Genomic DNA, 15,758 nt, shown 5'->3' with positions numbered 1-15,758 from the left:
CGGAGAGAAGGATGCGTTGCTGATGCCGATTACAGACCGAAGTCGGTGACCGCGCCCTGGCTGGCGCTGGTGGTGAGCTTGGCGTATTTGGCGAGGACGCCGCGGGTGTAGCGGGGCTTGGGCTGCTTCCACTTGGCGAGGCGGGCCTTGAGTTCCTTGGCTGGGATGCCGAGGGTGATGGCGCGCTTTTCGGCGTCGATGGTGATGGGGTCGCCATTTTTGATGATGGCGATGGGGCCGCCGACGAAGGCCTCCGGAGTGACGTGGCCGACGACGAAGCCGTGGCTGCCACCGCTGAAGCGGCCGTCGGTGATGAAGGCGACGTCCTTGCCGAGGCCCTTGCCCATGATGGCGGAGGTGGGGGAGAGCATTTCACGCATGCCGGGGCCGCCTTTGGGGCCTTCCATGCGGACGACGATGACGTGGCCTTTTTTAACCTTGTCATTGAGGATGGCCTGAAGGGCGGTCTCTTCGGATTCGAAGACGATGGCCTTGCCTTCGAACTTGAGGCCTTCCTTGCCGGAGATCTTGCCGACGGCGCCTTCGGGGCAGAGGTTGCCTTTGAAGATGACGAGGTGGCTGTCCTTCTTGAGGGGGGCGCTGAGCGGGCGGACGATCTGCTGATCTTTGGGCCAGACGATCTTGGAGTTTTTCATGTTCTCCTTCATGGTCTTGCCGGTGACGGTAAGGCAGTCGCCGTGCATGAGGCCTTCAGCGACGAGCATGCGCATGAGGGGGACGGTGCCGCCGATCTTGACGAGGTCGTTCATGAAGTATTTGCCGCTGGGCTTGAGGTCCGCGAGGACGGGGGTCTTCTTGCCGATGCGGACGAAGTCTTCGATGCCCAGCTTCACACCGGCGCTGTGGGCCATGGCGATGAGGTGGAGGACGGCATTGGTGGAGCCGCCGAGGGTGATGATGAGGGTGATGGCGTTTTCGAAGGCCTCCTTGGTCATGATGTCGCGAGGGGTGATGCCCTTCTTGATCATGTTCATGACGGCGGCGCCGGCGTCGAAGCAGTCGATGAGCTTGTCGGTGCCGACGGCGGACTGAGCGCCGGAATTGGGGAGGCTCATGCCGAGGGCCTCGATGGCGGAGGCCATGGTGTTGGCGGTGTACATGCCGCCGCAGGAGCCTTCGCCGGGGATGGCGTGCTGCTCGATGTCGATGAGCTCCTTGTCATTGATCTGGCAGTTGGCGTGCTTGCCGACGGCTTCGAAGACGGTGACGATGTCGGCGTCTTTTTTCTCGGGGCCGACGCAGCCGGGGAGGATGGTGCCGCCATAGACGAAGACGCTCGGGCGATTGAGGCGGGCCATTGCCATGAGGCAGCCGGGCATGTTTTTATCGCAGCCACCGATGGCAACGAAGCCGTCCATGCCTTCGCAGCCGACGACGGTTTCGATGGAGTCAGCGATGACTTCGCGGGAGACGAGGGAGTATTTCATCCCTTCGGTGCCCATGGAGATGCCGTCGGAGATGGTGATGGTGTTGAAGATGACGCTCTTGCCACCGGCGGCGTCCGCACCTTTGGCGGCCTCCTTGGCGAGGCGGTCGATGTGCATGTTGCACGGGGTGACCATGCTCCAGAGGGAGGCGATGCCGATCTGGGATTTTTTGAAGTCCTCGCGCTTGAAGCCGACGGCGTGCAGCATGGCGCGGGAGGCGGCGCGGTCCACTCCATCGACGACGATGGCGCTGTGTTTGCGATGGAGGTCGGATTTGGCGGCGGAGGCTTTCTTGGGCATGGCTGAGTAGGATTAAAACGAGCACGCAAAATGGCAGACATGCCCGGTGACGCAAGCTGCCTTTGAGGGCAGGACAGGCGCAGGAAATGGCAATCGTGGTGTGGTTTCCGGCGCGTAAAGAGCGATAAGGAAAGGGTGAACTTGTATTTTCGATGCATCTTTGTTTTTCTGGCCCTGGCTGCTGCGCTGAGAGCGGCGGACGGGGCTGTGCCGCTGGACTTCAACCTCTATATGCAGGGGAAGTTTGTGTATGAGCGGAACTGCGTGGTGTGCCATGGGCCGCGCGGGGATGGCAACGGGGAAATGAGCCCGACGCTGAAGCCGAAGCCGAGATCGTTCCGGGAGGGGATGTTTAAATTCCGCACGACGCCGTATGGCAAGCTGCCGACGGATGATGATCTGCGGCGGACGATCACGCACGGGTTGAGCGGGACGGCGATGGGGATTTTCAGCCATCTGCAGGCGGACGAGATAGAAGCGGTGATCGTGTATGTGAAATCGTTTTCGCGCCGGTGGAAGAAGGAGGAGAACTATGCGCCTGCGATGGAGTTTCCCACCGAGCCGGAGTGGTTTCAAAAACCGGAGGCGCTGAAGATGCGCGCGGAGGCTGGGAAGAAGCTCTTTATGGCAAACTGCATGGCGTGCCACGGCGAGAAGGCGGATGGCAAGGGGGCTGCGGCGGTGGCGCTGAAGGATATCTGGGGCCTGCCGGCTGCGCCTGCGGATCTGAGGCAGCCGCATCCGCGCTGTGGGGACGGGCCGGCAGATCTCTTCCGGGTGCTGGCCACGGGGCTGAATGGGACACCGATGGTGAGCTTTGAGGCGACGCTTTCGGCAGAGCAGCGGTGGGAGATCATCGCGTATCTTCTGAGCATCCGGCTGCCGTCTGTGCCGGTGCTGTGAGGGGCAATCGGACGGGGAGTGGATGGTGCGAGTTGTCTTACGAATGTTTGTTTGCCTCGGCAGATGGTTAACTTTAGCGTGGGGGCTGCATGAGTCATCCCCCCCTTACATCCGAGAGCCTTGAAGCAGCGTTTGCCCCATTTCGACAGAAGATGCAGGCCGAGGGCCTGAATGAATCCGCGATCCGTGCCTTTCGGGGCAGCTATGCGGCGCTGCTGGCGGGAGAGACGGGCATGATCCCTGAGACGACGATCAAGCCAGCGCAGAAATTGCCGCGTGCGGATGATCTGAAAGCACCGGCCGCAGAACGTGCGGCGGAGCTGCTGAAGCAGACGGTGCTGATCAAGCTGAACGGCGGACTGGGCACGGGCATGGGGCTGGAGAAGGCGAAGTCGCTGCTGCCGGTGCGGGGAGAGGACACGTTTCTAGATTTGATCGCGAGGCAGATCCTGCTGCTGCGGTCGAAGACCGGTGGCGAGGTGCCAATGTTTATGCTGATGAACAGTTTCAGCACCTCGGCGGACACGGCGGCGCATCTGGCAAAGCGCTTTCCGCAGCTGGGCGGAACGGAGACGTGGGAGCTGATGCAGAACAAGGTGCCGAAGGTGCTGGCGGGCAGCCTGGAGCCTGCGACCTGGGCAGCGAGCCCGGATGCCGAGTGGTGCCCACCAGGGCATGGGGACATCTATGCATGCCTGGCCGGATCTGGCTGGCTGGAGCGGCTGCTGGGCAGCGGAGTGAGGTATGCATTTGTGTCGAACTCGGACAACCTGGGTGCCACGCTGGACCCGGCGATCCTGGCGTGGTTTGCGGACAGCGGGATGCCGTTTGCGATGGAGGTGACGCGCCGTACGGAGTCTGACAAAAAGGGCGGGCACCTGGCTGTGAGGCTGAGCGACGGGCGCTTTCTGCTGCGTGAGTCGGCGCAATGCCCGAAGTCTGACGAGCACCTGTTTCAGAACATTGACGAGCACCGGTATTTCAACACGAACAACCTATGGATCGACCTGCAGGCGCTGCAGGCGGCGCTGGAGGCGAATGACGGACTGATCCCGCTGCCGCCGATCATGAACAAAAAGACGGTGGATCCGCGTGATGGCAGCTCGCCCGCAGTGGTGCAGCTGGAGACGGCGATGGGTGCGGCGATCGAGTGTTTTGAAGGAGCGGGTGCGATCGAAGTTTCGCGCGTGCGGTTTGCGCCGGTGAAAACGACGAGCGATCTGCTGGCGGTGAGGTCTGATGCCTATGAACTGACGGAGGACTTCTGTCTGAGGCTGCACCCCAGCCGCAACGGGCAGCCGCCGCACCTGCATCTGGACCAGAAGCTGTGCAAGCTGGTGGACGGGCTGGAGCATAACTTTCCCCACACGCCGAGCCTGCTGCACTGCCGCAGCCTGCTGGTGCATGGGCCGGTGGAATGCGGGGCGAATGTGGTCTTCAAAGGTGATGTGGTGATCCACAATCACACGCAGGCGGCGGTGAAGCTGCATGCGGGGGTGCATGAGGGGCCGATCAGCGTGGGGTGATGAATTTATGATTTACGATTTTTGATTTATGATTTGAGATGGGGGTATGAAACTCTTCCTGCTGATGTTCGGTTTGCTTTGTGGTGGTCTTTGCTCGGCTGATGTGGCGGCGCTGCAGAAGCTGGGGGCGAAGGTGACGGAGGCGGGAGGCGTCGTGACGCAAGTGCAGGTGAAGTGTGATGCATTCACGGCGGATGATTTCCGGACGCTGGGGAGTTTTGCGACGATCAAGAATTTGAGCATCAGCGGGAAGACGATCACGGATGAGACGATGGCTCTGTTGACGGGGCTGAAGTCGCTGGAGATGCTGAGCACGGACGGCATCCAGCTGACAGATGCGGGGTACAAGCATTTTGCGGCGTTTCAGAATCTGAAGTCGCTGGCGTTTTTCCACCCGGCGTTTCGCTCGAAGGATTTTACGGGGAGCGGATTGGCGGAGCTGAAGGCGCTGCCGAAGCTGGAGAGGCTGACGTTTGCGGGATCGACAGCGGGGGATGTTGCGATGGAGGCGATCGGGCAGCTGTCGCAGATCAAGGAATTTCGGACGTGGCACACGGCGCAGACGCAGACCGGGAATGCGGCGCTGCTGAAGCTGACGAACCTGACGGCGCTGAGGCTGGGCCAGCGGCTGCCGGAGTGGGGAAAGGATACGCCGGTGAGCTTTGATGAATCCACGATGGAGGTGGTGGGGAAGCTGAAGACGCTGGAGTCTCTGGAGCTGACGGAGGCGAGGCTGAGCGCGAAGATCATTCCGCAGCTCAAGGGACTGCCAAAGCTGAAGCGACTGAAGCTTGAGACGGTGGATATTTCGGAAGCGGATGTGGATGCGGTGAAGGCGGCGCTGCCGGAGTGCAAGGTGGAGTGGAAAGAGATGAGCGCGGAGGAGAAGGAGGCGCTGCTGGTGAAGAAGCTGCGGCTGTGAGGGGCGGGTGTGCGAAGGCGCGGGCTTACGGTTTTCGCCACTCGTTGTCATGTTGCTCAACCACTGCGTCTCCGCGCACAGCGATGTCTAGTGACTGGTGGTGGATGAGGCAGTGGGTGATGCGGTGGTATTTGCCTTCTAGGAAGAAGCCTGCGCCGAGGTTGTGATGGACCTCACAATTGGTGTAGGTGGTGACGCAGTCGTTGACGTCGGCCACACCACCTGCATTGGAACCGTTCCAGGCGATCTCGGAATCGAAGACGTCCATCTGCACGGTTTCGTGGGCGCTGATGCCTTCGTCGCCGTTGGAGAAAGCTTTCACGTTTTCCAAGCGGATGCCGACGCGGGGGCCGTGGATGTTGAAGCCGTCGTTGGCGGCGTGCAGGGCGGTGATGTTTTTGATTGTGATGTAGGAGCAGGCGATGTTGACGCCGCTGGCCAGCCCTTCAGGCGGCAGGTAGATTTTGGCTGAGCCGGGTGTCTTGCCTGCGGGCCAGCGGAAGTAGATGGAGCCATCGGCTTTGAAACCCATCTGGCCGGTCTGAAGCGTCTCTGGTGCTGCGAAGATGACCTTGCCTTTTTCACCGCTTTTTTGTTCGGCGGCACGGTCTCGAACGATGCGGATGGGGACCTCCTCGATGAAGAGCGCGGCACGCTGGACGTCATCTATGGGCGGGTGTTTTTCGAAGGGGCCGCGGGAGGTCCAGAGATCGCCGTGCTTTTCCCAGTCGTGGGAGGTGACGTCGATGCCGAGATCGATGATCAAGCCATGACCGTCGAAGACGGCGGGTTTGTCCGGAGTGCCGCCCTGCGTGAGAGTCAGTGGGGTGTGGCGGGTTTCCTGGGCGTAAGCGGTGAAGGCGAGGGCGAGAAAGATGAGGAGGCGGTGCATGCGTGTGTGCTTCTTTAAGCATTCCAGAGGTCTTCGCCATAGCTCCAGCCGTCGCGGACAGGTTCTTTGATCCAGGCGTCGAATTCGGGGGCGTTTTTGACCTTCATGTTTTCGGCGTCCCATTCGATGGTCTTGCCAGAGCGGATCGCCATGACGCCGGTGCTGACGAGTTCGGTGAGGGGGCAGGCGTAGTCGAAGTGGGAGCCTGCGTGAGGGATGGTGCCGCGGATGGCGGCGAAGAGCTCGCCGATGGGCTCGCCAGCGATGGAGCGGGGGAGGGGCTTGCGGCGGAGGATGTCGATGATGGGCGTCATGCGCTCGCGTGGCCAGAGCTGGGGGCTCTGCACGCGCATGCCTTCGGAGAAGAGCGTCTCCTTGCTGCCTTTCATGATCATGCCGTTGTCGGGGAGGCCTTTGGTCATGCCAGGGAGGGCCTCTGGGAGAAGGCCGCCTTCATACCAGTGGATCTGCACCGAGGGCATGGTGCCGCGTGCGGCGAAGTGGAAGATGATGTGGGATTTAGGAGCGGTGTAGCCTTTGAAGTCGCCAGGCTGCTGCTGGACGACCTCGACTTTCTCGGGCATGCCGAGCTGGAGGGTCCAGAAGGGCGCATCGAGGCAGTGGCAGCCGATGTCGCCAAGGCCGCCGCAGCCGTAGTTCCACCAGCCGCGCCAGAATGCCGGCAGGTACTGCGCGCTGTATTCGGCCTCTGCGACGGGGCCCTGCCAGAGCTGCCAGTCCACGTCTTTGGGAACGGGTTCGCCGGCAGGGATCTGGGTGGGGAACTGCTTCAAAAAGCCGACTTTGCTGATGGGGCGGTCGGTCCAGCAGTGGACTTCGCGCACCTCGCCGAGGACACCGGCTTCAAACCATTCTTTGACGAGGCGGATGCCCTCCCAGCAGTGGCCTTGATTGCCCATGACGGTCTGCACGCCGTATTTTTTGGCGGCCTTTAGCAGGGTGCGGACCTGCCAGATATTGTGGGCGAGGGGCTTCTGCACGAAGACGTGTTTCTTTGCCTGCATGGCGGCCATGGCTGCGGCGAAGTGGGTGTGGTCGGGAGTGGAGATGAGGACGGCGTCGATTTCGGAGCCCTTTTTGTCGAGCATCTCGCGGAAGTCGGTGAACTTGGGGACGGTGGGGTGCTTTTTGGCAATCTCTGCAGCGCTGCGGCCGCCGAGGTCGCGCCAGTCCACATCGCAGAAGGCGACGATTTCTTCGCCCTGGGATGCCTGCACCGCGCCATTGCCCATGTTGCCGATGCCGACGCAGGCGACGCGGATCTTTTGCTTGTTGTCGGCGGCGCGGAGGATGTTGGGGCCTGCGAGAGAAGCGAGGGCGGCAGTCTTGAGGAAGTGGCGGCGGGGTTGGGTGGACATGAGGGTTTAACGGAGAATCAGCGGACAGATTTCAAACGGTGCCGAGGATGTGCAAACGCTTTGCCTTAGTGTTTGACCCGGGACTTTTGGGCGGCAAAGGTCGCGGTCCTGGCGTAATCAGAAGCGCCTGCAACCCCACCACCCCGCATACTCACTCATGGAAACAACTCTCGCCTCGGTCGGCTCCAATGTGCCCGACTTTGAAATGGAAACTTACGAGCCTGCACATGGTGACTTCGGCAAGGTCTCCCTTGCTGACATCAAGAAGGCCGGCAAATGGACCGTCCTCGTCTTTTATCCTGCGGACTTCACCTTCGTATGCCCGACGGAGCTGGCGGACCTGGCCGACCAACAGGAGAAGCTGGCCGCCTTGGGCGCGCATGTGATCGCGGTGTCCACGGACACGAAGTTTGCCCACATGGTGTGGCGCAACACGGAAGGCCTCATGAAGAACGTGAAGTACACGCTGGCTGCCGACACGACGGGCGCGGTGAGCCGCCTCTTTGGCGTGTATGACAGCGCCACTGGTCTGGCACTGCGCGGCACCTTCATCATCAATCCTGAAGGAAAGCTGGTCTCCTCCGAAGTGAACTTTTACAACGTGGGCCGCGATGCCGGTGAACTGGTGCGCAAGATGGAAGCCAATGTGCACCTGATGGCGAACCCTAGCGAGGCCTGCCCTGCGAAGTGGACGCCGGGCTCCAAGACGCTGAAGCCGGGCAAGGACATCGTGGGCAATGTGGCCTCGGTGATGAACGGCTGAGGTGACTGACAGCTGATTTTGCAGCCTTGCGGATGAGCTCCGCAAGGCTGTTTTTATTTTGAGCTTTAAGGATGGCAGAACATGGCTGCGGTGGACGTAGTGTGAGGCATGCAACGTGCCATTCTCCTTGCCTCATTTCTTTTCTCCCTCGCTCCGGCTTTTGCGGAGATCACCATCGGGAAGTATGACATGGCCTCGATCAGGGACACGGGGAACCTGGAGACGAAGGTGATCATGGACTGGCATGCGAACCCGAAGGATGCGGCGATACGGCAGAAGCTGGTGGAGATCACGGTGTGCGAGTGGTGGCCGGGGCTGAAAGTGAGGCTGCCGGTGACCTTCCTCGCGCCTGCCTCGGGTGTGTGCACGAATGTGATCATCGAGAACACGGGGCTGCAGATGAAGCCTGCGGCGGTGGCAGGGGCCAAGCTGCGGCTGCTCAAAGAGCAGGGCGTGGGCATCGTGCTCATCGGGATGGTGCCGATCAATGACATGGAGCCGGTGGGGAAGCTGCACCTGATGATGGAGGAGCATTTCATCCAGACGAAGGACACGCGCTACACACCTGCGTGGATCTGGGGCATCAGCGACATGCGGGCGCTGACGGCGGCGGTGGCGGAGAAGGAGGTGTTTCAACCGAAGAAGGTGCTCGCCACGGGAGGCTCGAAGCGCGGGGTGGCCACGGCGGCGGCGGGGATCGCAGATGACCGGGTGACTGCCATCATGCCGGTGGTGGCGCCGGTGATCGAGAGTCCTGGAGGCCCCTATGTGGAGGGCATGCTGGCACCGGAGATCACGAAGATGAACGAGGAATTCATCGCGAAGATGTCAGACCCGGTGGGGCGTGAGAAGCTGCTGATCCGCCAGAAGGCGAGATCGGATGAGCGGATCACGGTGAAGATGGCACGGGATGCGGGGTGGAGCGACGCGGAGATGAAGACAGCCTGCAATGCCGCGTGGGAGGCGTGCCGGACGACGAACTACCTGGACGTGCTGAAGAAGCGTGGCACGGAGGTTTTTTACAACCAGGGCTCCAATGACAATGTGAGCCCGGGGCTGGTGGAACTGGGGAGAAAGTTTCCGCAGTTGCCGGTTTTCATTGTGCCGGGAGGGCAGCATGGCGGTGCGAAGGAGGCGGGATTTGTGAAATCGGTGGGAGGCATGCCGGAGGTGGATGAGAACTTGCGCGCGTTTGCGCTTCATCACTTCTTTGGCACACGGCATATGGTGGCTCCGCCGAAGGTGACCGCGAAGTGGGATAAGGCAGCGCACAAGCTGGCGGTGAAGGTGGTTTTTCCAGATGGCAGCGAGCCGCAGGAGAACACGGTGTGGTGGTCGGTGAACCGGCATCCGGATTACTCGATTGCGATGGAGTTTGATGCGTGGGCCTCAGCGCCGCTGAAAGAAGGCGGAGCTGATGCCTACAGCGGTGAGATCTCAATCGAGGGAGAGGTGAAGACGATTGATTTGATCACGGTGCACGCGCAGGAGGAAAACGGCAGCACGCTGACGGTTTCGAGTCCGGAGATCCGGCTGGAGTAGAGTCTCAGCGCATGTGTCCGAGTGCGGCTTGGGGGCTGAGAGGCCGCCGAGTTGGTTGCGGAATTCGTAGACGTCGCTGCAGTAGAGGGTTTCCTCGTGCCAGAGGGGAGTGCTGGCTGCGAGGAAGCCGGTGGTGATGACGAGGAGGCAGGCGGTGTGTGGAGAGATGCCGAGGGCGGCGGCCTTGGGTGCGGTGGCGTTTACGGCACGGATGGATTCATCGGCGCCGGAGATGGTGAGGCGGCACTTCTTGGTCCAGAAGGCGTAGAGGGAGCCGACGGCGAGGCGGACGCGCTCGATGAAGAATAGTGGATCGGAGGGCTGTGCCTTCAGTGCGTGCATGACGACGGCAGGTGCGTCTGCGGCGGTGATTTTCCGGAAGGCAAGAACGCGGGTGCCGGGCTTTCTCCCGGCGGCGGCGGCTTTCTCTGTGAAGCTGACGAGGCGCTGAAGATCGTAGTCCAGGACGCTCGCGCGCACAAAGATGCCAGCGCCTTGGCGGAATTCCAGCAGGCCGGTGGAGACGAGGCTGCTGAGGGCCTTGTTGGCGGTGGGGCGGCTGGTGCCCAAGCGCAGGGCGATCTCGCGCTCGGTGAGGAACTTGGCTCCGGGCGTGAACTGGCGGCTGCGGAGGAGTTTCCGCAGCTTTTCGATCAGTTGTTCATGAAAGGACGCCGGTCTGGCCACGGGGCGCAATCTGAGACAAAAACGGCCTTTGATAAGTGGCTAAGCCAATTTAGAAAATGGCTAAGCCAATCAATCCACCATGAAATACAGCTATTCTGAACTCGCCAAGATGATCGACCACAGCCTGCTGCACCCGACGATGACGGATGCGGAACTGGAGGCCGGGTGCAAACAGGCGGTGCAGTACCAGGTGGCCTCGGTGTGCATCAAGCCCTATGCGGTGAGGCAGGCGGTGGAGTGGCTGAAGGGCTCTGACGTGATCGTGGGCTGCGTGATCGGCTTTCCGCATGGGAACAGCACGACGGAGTCGAAACGCTATGAGACCGAGCTGGCCTGCAAGGACGGGGCCAAGGAGATCGACATGGTGGTGAACCTGGGCAAGGCGCTGGGTGGAGACTGGGGCTATGTGGAGGCTGATGTGAAGGCGGTCTGTGATGAAGCCCACAAGCATGGCGCGAAGGTGAAGGTGATTTTGGAAAACGACTTCCTGACCAACGGCGGAGCGGGGCTGAGCAGCGATGGCCTGAAGCGCAAGCTGTGCGAGATCTGCGAGAAGGCGGGCGCTGACTGGGTGAAGACGAGCACGGGCTACGGCTTTGTGAAGCAGGCGGACGGCAGCTACAACTACAAGGGGGCCACGGAGCATGATCTGGCGCTGATGCGCGCTGCATGCAGCCCGAAGGTGCAGGTGAAGGCGGCGGGTGGTGTGCGTGATCTGGCGGGACTCGTCAAAGTGCGTGACCTGGGTGGTTCGCGCTGCGGTGCCTCCGCGACGGTGGCGATGATGGAGGAGTATCGCAAGCGGGAGGCGGCGGGCACGCTGGACGGGCTGGAAGGAAAGATTGGTGCGGGTGGGTATTAAGCGGTCATTAAAATAGTTGTTTACAAATGTAAGCAAATATGACTACAGTTGTAGTCATGAGCAAAAGACGTGTTCAGAAATCCTCGCCTCCGGCTGCTGAGGCGGTAGCCATCACGGAGGCTGAGTGGGACATCATGGAGCTGCTGTGGGAGAAGTCCCCACGGACCTCGCAGGAGATCGTGGCCCTGCTGGAGGAAGGCAGGGGCTGGAAGCGTGCCACGGTGGTGACACTGCTGGCCCGGCTTACGAGCAAGGGTGCGCTGGTCACCGAGCCGCAGGGGAACCGCTTTCTCTACAGTCCTGCGGTGGAGCGAAGCGCCTGCGTGGCGGAGGAGACGCGCAGCTTTGTGGAGCGGATGTTTGGCGGGGCGCTACAGCCGCTGGTGGCGCATGTGGCGGAGCATCACTCGCTGTCGAAGAAGGACATCGCCGAACTTAAGGCGCTGCTGGACCAGATCAAACCCAACGCATGAACCTTTATGAACACGCTGACCCACCTCATCGAACTGTGGCTTCAATCGTTAATGCTTTTAACTTGGAAGGGCGCTCTCCTGACGCTGGTGGCTGGGGCGGTGGTGCTGCTGCTGCGGCATCATCTCTCGGCTGCGTGGCGCCATGGCCTCTGGCTCCTAGTTCTGCTGCGCTTTACGGTGCCAGACCTTGGACTTTTTTCCGGCTCGCTGGACGGGCTGGTGGATGTGCCAGCACTGATCGCGCCAGGAGCGACACCCCATGAAGTCGAGTCCGGTGTCTTTGAAGCGCCCCTGGAGCAAGGTGGTGAAACCTCCGCAATCATGGCAAGCAATGCACCACAGCCCCTGATGTCAGCAGCGGCCCAGGCTCTGCCCGCTAGCAGCGAAATTTCCGTGCTGGCAGCAGATCAAGCACCTTCCTGGTCGTTGGCGCAAAAACTTTTCGCTGTCTGGCTCTGCGGAGCCCTTACGGTGGTCTTGGCGATGGTGGCGTTGCATCTTCGGCTGCAGCGACGCATCCGCCGGGATGCGAGCGAGGCGTTCAGCGAAATCAGCAGCGTTTTACTTGAGGCGTGTCGCATGGCCGGTGTCCGGCGCGTGCCAAGGCTGCTGGTGACGGAAGCGGTGCGCGCTCCTTCTTTGTTTGGCCTGCTAAATCCGGTGATCCTGCTGCCCAGGCAGGTGGCGGCTGGGAGAGATGCCGCCACTTTGAAGCTGATCCTGCTTCATGAGCTGGCGCATCTCAAAAGGCATGATCTTTGGGCGCAGGTTCTTTCGTCCTGCGTGATCGCTGTTCATTGGTTCAACCCCCTGGTGTGGATGGCGGCTCGGCGGCTGCGCGCGGAGGCGGAGATGGCAGCAGATGCGCACGCCCTGAGCTGCACCGATGTCACCGAGGCGCACCGGTTTGGAGAGATGCTGCTGGGCTTCACACGATTTGGCACCACGGGTTGGATGATCTGGCTGGCCTCGGCCACGCTGCTGGGCATCTCTGAAAACAAGAACGATCTGCGCCGTCGCATTGAGGGCTTGATGGACATTGCACGAGGACGGCGCACGCGCTGGCTTGTCGGCATGGCGGCTTTCATAGTGCTGGCGGCTGTAGGACTCACGCGCTCACCTGCGGAAGATGCAAAAAAGGTGACCGCAGAGACTCCGGCGGACAATCTGGCAACGACAGTGGTAAGGGGCATCGTGGTGGACGAAAAGGACAAGCCGGTGAGCGGAGCCGTGGTGAAAATATCCATCAATCAGCTCAGCCGCTCTGAAAGTCTGGAGCGGGTGACGGGGGCTGACGGTAAGTTTGTCTTTGAAGACGTGCCAAAGGCGGCCTCGCTTAACCTGCGCGCCAGACATAGCGAGTATGCTGAGTCCAATTTCATCGTTTTTTCGGGAGTCAGCGTGAGTCAGGAGCGACGGCTTGTGCTGCCCGGAGTTTCTTGGATCCGAGGCAAGATCACGGACAAGCGCGATGGCAGACCCATCAAAGACGCCCGCGTTTTCTTTGGGGTGGAAAACAAGGTCGCCATTGTGAGCCGTTATGACTGGAAACATCCGTTTGCCCATACGAATGAAGCTGGAGAATACCGCCTGCCGGTGAAAGTGGCGGATGTGAACGGCATCATCGTGCGAGCCTGGGCTCCTGACATGACCGTGCAGTCCAGAGCGATCAAGTTCTCGGGGCACGACGCGGAATTTGACGCCGCCTTGGAGCCTGCACAGCGCGTCCCCGGCAAAGTGGTGGACGCGTTGGGCGAGCCCGTCAAAGACGCGATGGTCTGGGTCGTGGAGGATGCTGTGAGGCTCGACGAAAGCTTCAAGCCAATCACCTTGGAAATGATGCGATCCAGTGACCGGGTTAACATGACGCAGGGCAAATTTTTTATCAGCCTCGACTACTCCAAAGGTGATGGAAGCGTGCAGATGCCTGAAGCCGACCCCCTGCTGAAGGACAAACTGTGGGTGGTGGCCATGCATCCCAAGGCCGGATTTGCGCGCATGCGCGCAGCCGATTTGAAGGCGGGGGTGGTCTTCCGGCTGGAAAAATGGGTCTCCATGAGCGGAAAGATCATTCGTAGTGACGGCAGTCCGCTGGCAGATGCGACGCTGTTCATTCATGCCAAAGGAGATCCTGATCTGCTGGCCAGGCAGGACACACTCAAGATAGTCCACAACATCAAGGTCACCACGGACATCGGCGGTGCGTACAAGATCGACCACCTGCTTCCTGGTGCGACATTCAACGGCGTGACCATTGACGGGGTTAAGATAAAAAAAGAATATCTGCCAGTCGGGCCGATCACTGTGGGAACAGGGGCGCAAAAGGTGAGGCAGATCACGCTAGGGATGAACCTGGCGATTCGGCGAGAGGGCGGGGTGCGGGCCGTACAAGGACGCATTGTCCTGCCTGAGGGCTTTGCACTTCGAGGGGATGACTATAGCTGCCACTTTTCCATCATCTCCCAAGGCTTGCCGGTGTCCATCATGACGACGCCTGACAAGGAGGGACGCTATATCACTGAAGATCTGCCGCCGGGAACCTATGAACTAAGCGTGAGCGTGATACCGAGGAACACGGGAATGGAAATGGCCCGGGATGTGGGGCGGTGGGTGAGATTTCAGATAACGGCGGGTGCGGACCAGGCACCGTTGCAGGTGCCGGATATTGTCATCACAAAAGAAGACCTCACGCCTAAGCCGCGTTCAGCAAGCGATGCTGCAATGCTGGAATCAGCGGTTTTCAGCGAAGGGCCTGAGGGGAAAATAGAGGTGACCACAATTGATGCTGAGGAGAAACCGGTACCGGGGGTGAAGATCGAAATTCTCGACCTGGTGGACTATGCGCATGTGCCGATGAATCTGGCCAGCGCCCAAGGACGGTCCGTGCAAATGGTGAGCGACGATCATGGAAAAGCGATCCTGTCTTTTCCACGCAATCCTGCGGCAGGAAAACGAGCCTCCGGCGTTCAGGTGGCAGGAACAGCACCAGACGGGGCTAAGGCGCGAATCACCACCATGATGGACTGCAGAAAGTACAAACTGCGGGTCTATCCCGAGACACCCGTGAGACTCGCAGTTTCCACTCCGGCCACGCACTGGGTGGCGAGCACCAGTGCAGGATTGCTTCAGGAGAAGCTGACTTTGGAGGGAGGGGAGCTCAAAGGAAGGCTGGCCTTGGAGCATCGTACGCACTTCATTGTGCAAGGCACCACTGCTGAGGGGAGGGTGCTGTTTTCCCAGGCGATTGGCACCCAGAAGGACCGTGGCCAGGAAGTCAGAGAAACGTTGAAGCTTGAGCCCGGGGTGGAGATTGAAGGCAAGATCGAAGGACTGCCTGCCGATGATGAAGGCACTGGTGGAGTGGTGGCGAATGTTTACGTCAAACCTCAAGAGGTGACAAACGAGGTCATGAAAGGAAACCCGCCGAATGTCCCATGGACTGCATGGGCGCCGGTGGGGCCGGACGGGCGTTTTCGTTTCAAGGGCATGCCACGTGGCATGGTCACCCTGAGAGGATTGGGCAAAGGCTGGATGACCACGGGCCCGCTGAACATCGACAGCACTGCAATAGTGGATATCCGCGGCTCGGCCGAGAAAACCATGGTGACGCTGTCAACCAAGCCATGCATTCGGCGGAGTCTGCGCGTGCTGCTGCCTGATGGCAGTCCGGCGGTCGGTGCCACCGTGCAGGTGGAGGCGCCGGGCATCGGCCTGCTTTCGACCAGCCGGGAGAACATGCATGCCGAAGATGCCGGAAGACTGGCCCAGTTTATGAAGACAGGGTGGATGAGCAGGCTGACGGTGGCCAATGAGAAGGGAGAGGTGATGCTGGAAAACCGGCCTGCTGGCAGGACTTACTGCCAGGTTTTCTGGATGGATCCGAAAACCCTGCATCCACGCTGGGGGACTGCGACGGTCTCCTTTGAAGACACGGAAAAAAGCGGGCCTCTGGAAATCAAGGTGGCGGAAAAGTAGGTGATCAGCCTTTTTCTTGGCCGATCCTGCTCACGGCATGTCTTGTGGTCAGAAAATGCCTGTTCACGGCGTTTCTCCATCCATTG

Annotated in this window: 12 protein-coding genes; 8 read left to right on the top strand and 4 right to left on the bottom strand. The window is 60.6% G+C overall.

Annotated features, from left to right (window positions below):
- Positions 1-29 precede the first annotated feature (29 nt).
- Positions 30-1,748 (bottom strand): dihydroxy-acid dehydratase, encoded by a 1,719-nt coding sequence (ilvD, locus tag ACFQDI_RS14760; protein WP_377168059.1) that lies wholly within the window; start codon positions 1,746-1,748, stop codon positions 30-32.
- A 141-nt stretch (positions 1,749-1,889) separates the two neighbouring features.
- Here ilvD and ACFQDI_RS14755 point away from each other — a divergent pair, with 141 nt between their 5' ends.
- The 3 genes from ACFQDI_RS14755 to ACFQDI_RS14745 all read left to right on the top strand — a co-directional run bounded on the left by ACFQDI_RS14755 (position 1,890) and on the right by ACFQDI_RS14745 (position 5,099).
- Positions 1,890-2,651 (top strand): c-type cytochrome, encoded by a 762-nt coding sequence (locus tag ACFQDI_RS14755; RefSeq protein ID WP_377168057.1) that lies wholly within the window; start codon positions 1,890-1,892, stop codon positions 2,649-2,651.
- 89 nt (positions 2,652-2,740) lie between these two features.
- On the top strand, positions 2,741-4,177 hold the full coding sequence (locus ACFQDI_RS14750) for a UTP--glucose-1-phosphate uridylyltransferase (RefSeq protein ID WP_377168055.1): 1,437 nt from the start codon (positions 2,741-2,743) through the stop codon (positions 4,175-4,177).
- 46 nt (positions 4,178-4,223) lie between these two features.
- Positions 4,224-5,099, top strand: coding sequence for a leucine-rich repeat domain-containing protein (locus ACFQDI_RS14745; RefSeq protein WP_377168053.1), 876 nt, complete (start codon positions 4,224-4,226; stop codon positions 5,097-5,099).
- 25 nt (positions 5,100-5,124) lie between these two features.
- Here the strand turns inward: ACFQDI_RS14745 and ACFQDI_RS14740 are convergent, their stop codons facing one another.
- Together ACFQDI_RS14740 and ACFQDI_RS14735 are read right to left on the bottom strand one after the other, a co-directional pair.
- The gene (locus tag ACFQDI_RS14740) at positions 5,125-5,991 is read right to left on the bottom strand and encodes a right-handed parallel beta-helix repeat-containing protein (RefSeq protein ID WP_377168051.1); all 867 of its coding nucleotides are present in this window, start codon (positions 5,989-5,991) and stop codon (positions 5,125-5,127) included.
- Positions 5,992-6,005: 14 nt separating this feature from the next.
- On the bottom strand, positions 6,006-7,370 hold the full coding sequence (locus ACFQDI_RS14735) for a Gfo/Idh/MocA family oxidoreductase (protein ID WP_377168049.1): 1,365 nt from the start codon (positions 7,368-7,370) through the stop codon (positions 6,006-6,008).
- A gap of 157 nt (positions 7,371-7,527) precedes the next feature.
- On the opposite strand from ACFQDI_RS14735, the gene ACFQDI_RS14730 reads away from it, so the two are divergent.
- A complete protein-coding gene (locus tag ACFQDI_RS14730) occupies positions 7,528-8,133 on the top strand; it encodes a peroxiredoxin (RefSeq protein ID WP_377168047.1) in 606 nt (201 codons plus the stop codon).
- Between the two features lie 108 nt (positions 8,134-8,241).
- Positions 8,242-9,675: a PhoPQ-activated protein PqaA family protein gene (locus ACFQDI_RS14725; protein WP_377168045.1), complete on the top strand. Its 1,434-nt coding sequence runs from the start codon at positions 8,242-8,244 to the stop codon at positions 9,673-9,675.
- On the opposite strand, the gene ACFQDI_RS14720 is transcribed toward ACFQDI_RS14725, so the two are convergent.
- The gene (locus tag ACFQDI_RS14720; RefSeq protein WP_377168043.1) at positions 9,571-10,362 is read right to left on the bottom strand and encodes a GntR family transcriptional regulator; all 792 of its coding nucleotides are present in this window, start codon (positions 10,360-10,362) and stop codon (positions 9,571-9,573) included. The genes ACFQDI_RS14725 and ACFQDI_RS14720 overlap by 105 nt on opposite strands.
- Positions 10,363-10,441: 79 nt before the next feature.
- On the opposite strand from ACFQDI_RS14720, the gene deoC reads away from it, so the two are divergent.
- The 3 genes from deoC to ACFQDI_RS14705 are packed head-to-tail and all read left to right on the top strand — an operon-like array spanning position 10,442 to position 15,672.
- Positions 10,442-11,224 (top strand): deoxyribose-phosphate aldolase, encoded by a 783-nt coding sequence (gene deoC / locus ACFQDI_RS14715; protein WP_377168041.1) that lies wholly within the window; start codon positions 10,442-10,444, stop codon positions 11,222-11,224.
- Positions 11,225-11,280: 56 nt separating this feature from the next.
- The gene (locus tag ACFQDI_RS14710; RefSeq protein WP_377168039.1) at positions 11,281-11,697 is read left to right on the top strand and encodes a BlaI/MecI/CopY family transcriptional regulator; all 417 of its coding nucleotides are present in this window, start codon (positions 11,281-11,283) and stop codon (positions 11,695-11,697) included.
- A 6-nt stretch (positions 11,698-11,703) separates the two neighbouring features.
- Positions 11,704-15,672: a M56 family metallopeptidase gene (locus tag ACFQDI_RS14705; RefSeq protein ID WP_377168037.1), complete on the top strand. Its 3,969-nt coding sequence runs from the start codon at positions 11,704-11,706 to the stop codon at positions 15,670-15,672.
- Positions 15,673-15,758: the final 86 nt, after the last annotated feature.

The organism is Prosthecobacter fluviatilis, assembly GCF_042655725.1.
GTDB lineage: Bacteria > Verrucomicrobiota > Verrucomicrobiia > Verrucomicrobiales > Verrucomicrobiaceae > Prosthecobacter > Prosthecobacter fluviatilis.
Note: the sequence above shows the minus strand (reverse complement) of the source record. Positions and strands in the feature narration are given on the sequence as shown.

Coding starts and splice junctions, on each gene's coding strand:
- ACFQDI_RS14745 (WP_377168053.1), top strand. CDS start 4,224: ATGAAACTCTTCCTGCTGATGTTCGGTTTGCTTTGTGGTGGTCTTTGC.
- ACFQDI_RS14710 (WP_377168039.1), top strand. CDS start 11,281: ATGAGCAAAAGACGTGTTCAGAAATCCTCGCCTCCGGCTGCTGAGGCG.
- ACFQDI_RS14735 (WP_377168049.1), bottom strand. CDS start 7,370: ATGTCCACCCAACCCCGCCGCCACTTCCTCAAGACTGCCGCCCTCGCT.
- ACFQDI_RS14705 (WP_377168037.1), top strand. CDS start 11,704: ATGAACACGCTGACCCACCTCATCGAACTGTGGCTTCAATCGTTAATG.
- ACFQDI_RS14725 (WP_377168045.1), top strand. CDS start 8,242: ATGCAACGTGCCATTCTCCTTGCCTCATTTCTTTTCTCCCTCGCTCCG.
- deoC (WP_377168041.1), top strand. CDS start 10,442: ATGAAATACAGCTATTCTGAACTCGCCAAGATGATCGACCACAGCCTG.
- ACFQDI_RS14750 (WP_377168055.1), top strand. CDS start 2,741: ATGAGTCATCCCCCCCTTACATCCGAGAGCCTTGAAGCAGCGTTTGCC.
- ilvD (WP_377168059.1), bottom strand. CDS start 1,748: ATGCCCAAGAAAGCCTCCGCCGCCAAATCCGACCTCCATCGCAAACAC.
- ACFQDI_RS14740 (WP_377168051.1), bottom strand. CDS start 5,991: ATGCACCGCCTCCTCATCTTTCTCGCCCTCGCCTTCACCGCTTACGCC.
- ACFQDI_RS14730 (WP_377168047.1), top strand. CDS start 7,528: ATGGAAACAACTCTCGCCTCGGTCGGCTCCAATGTGCCCGACTTTGAA.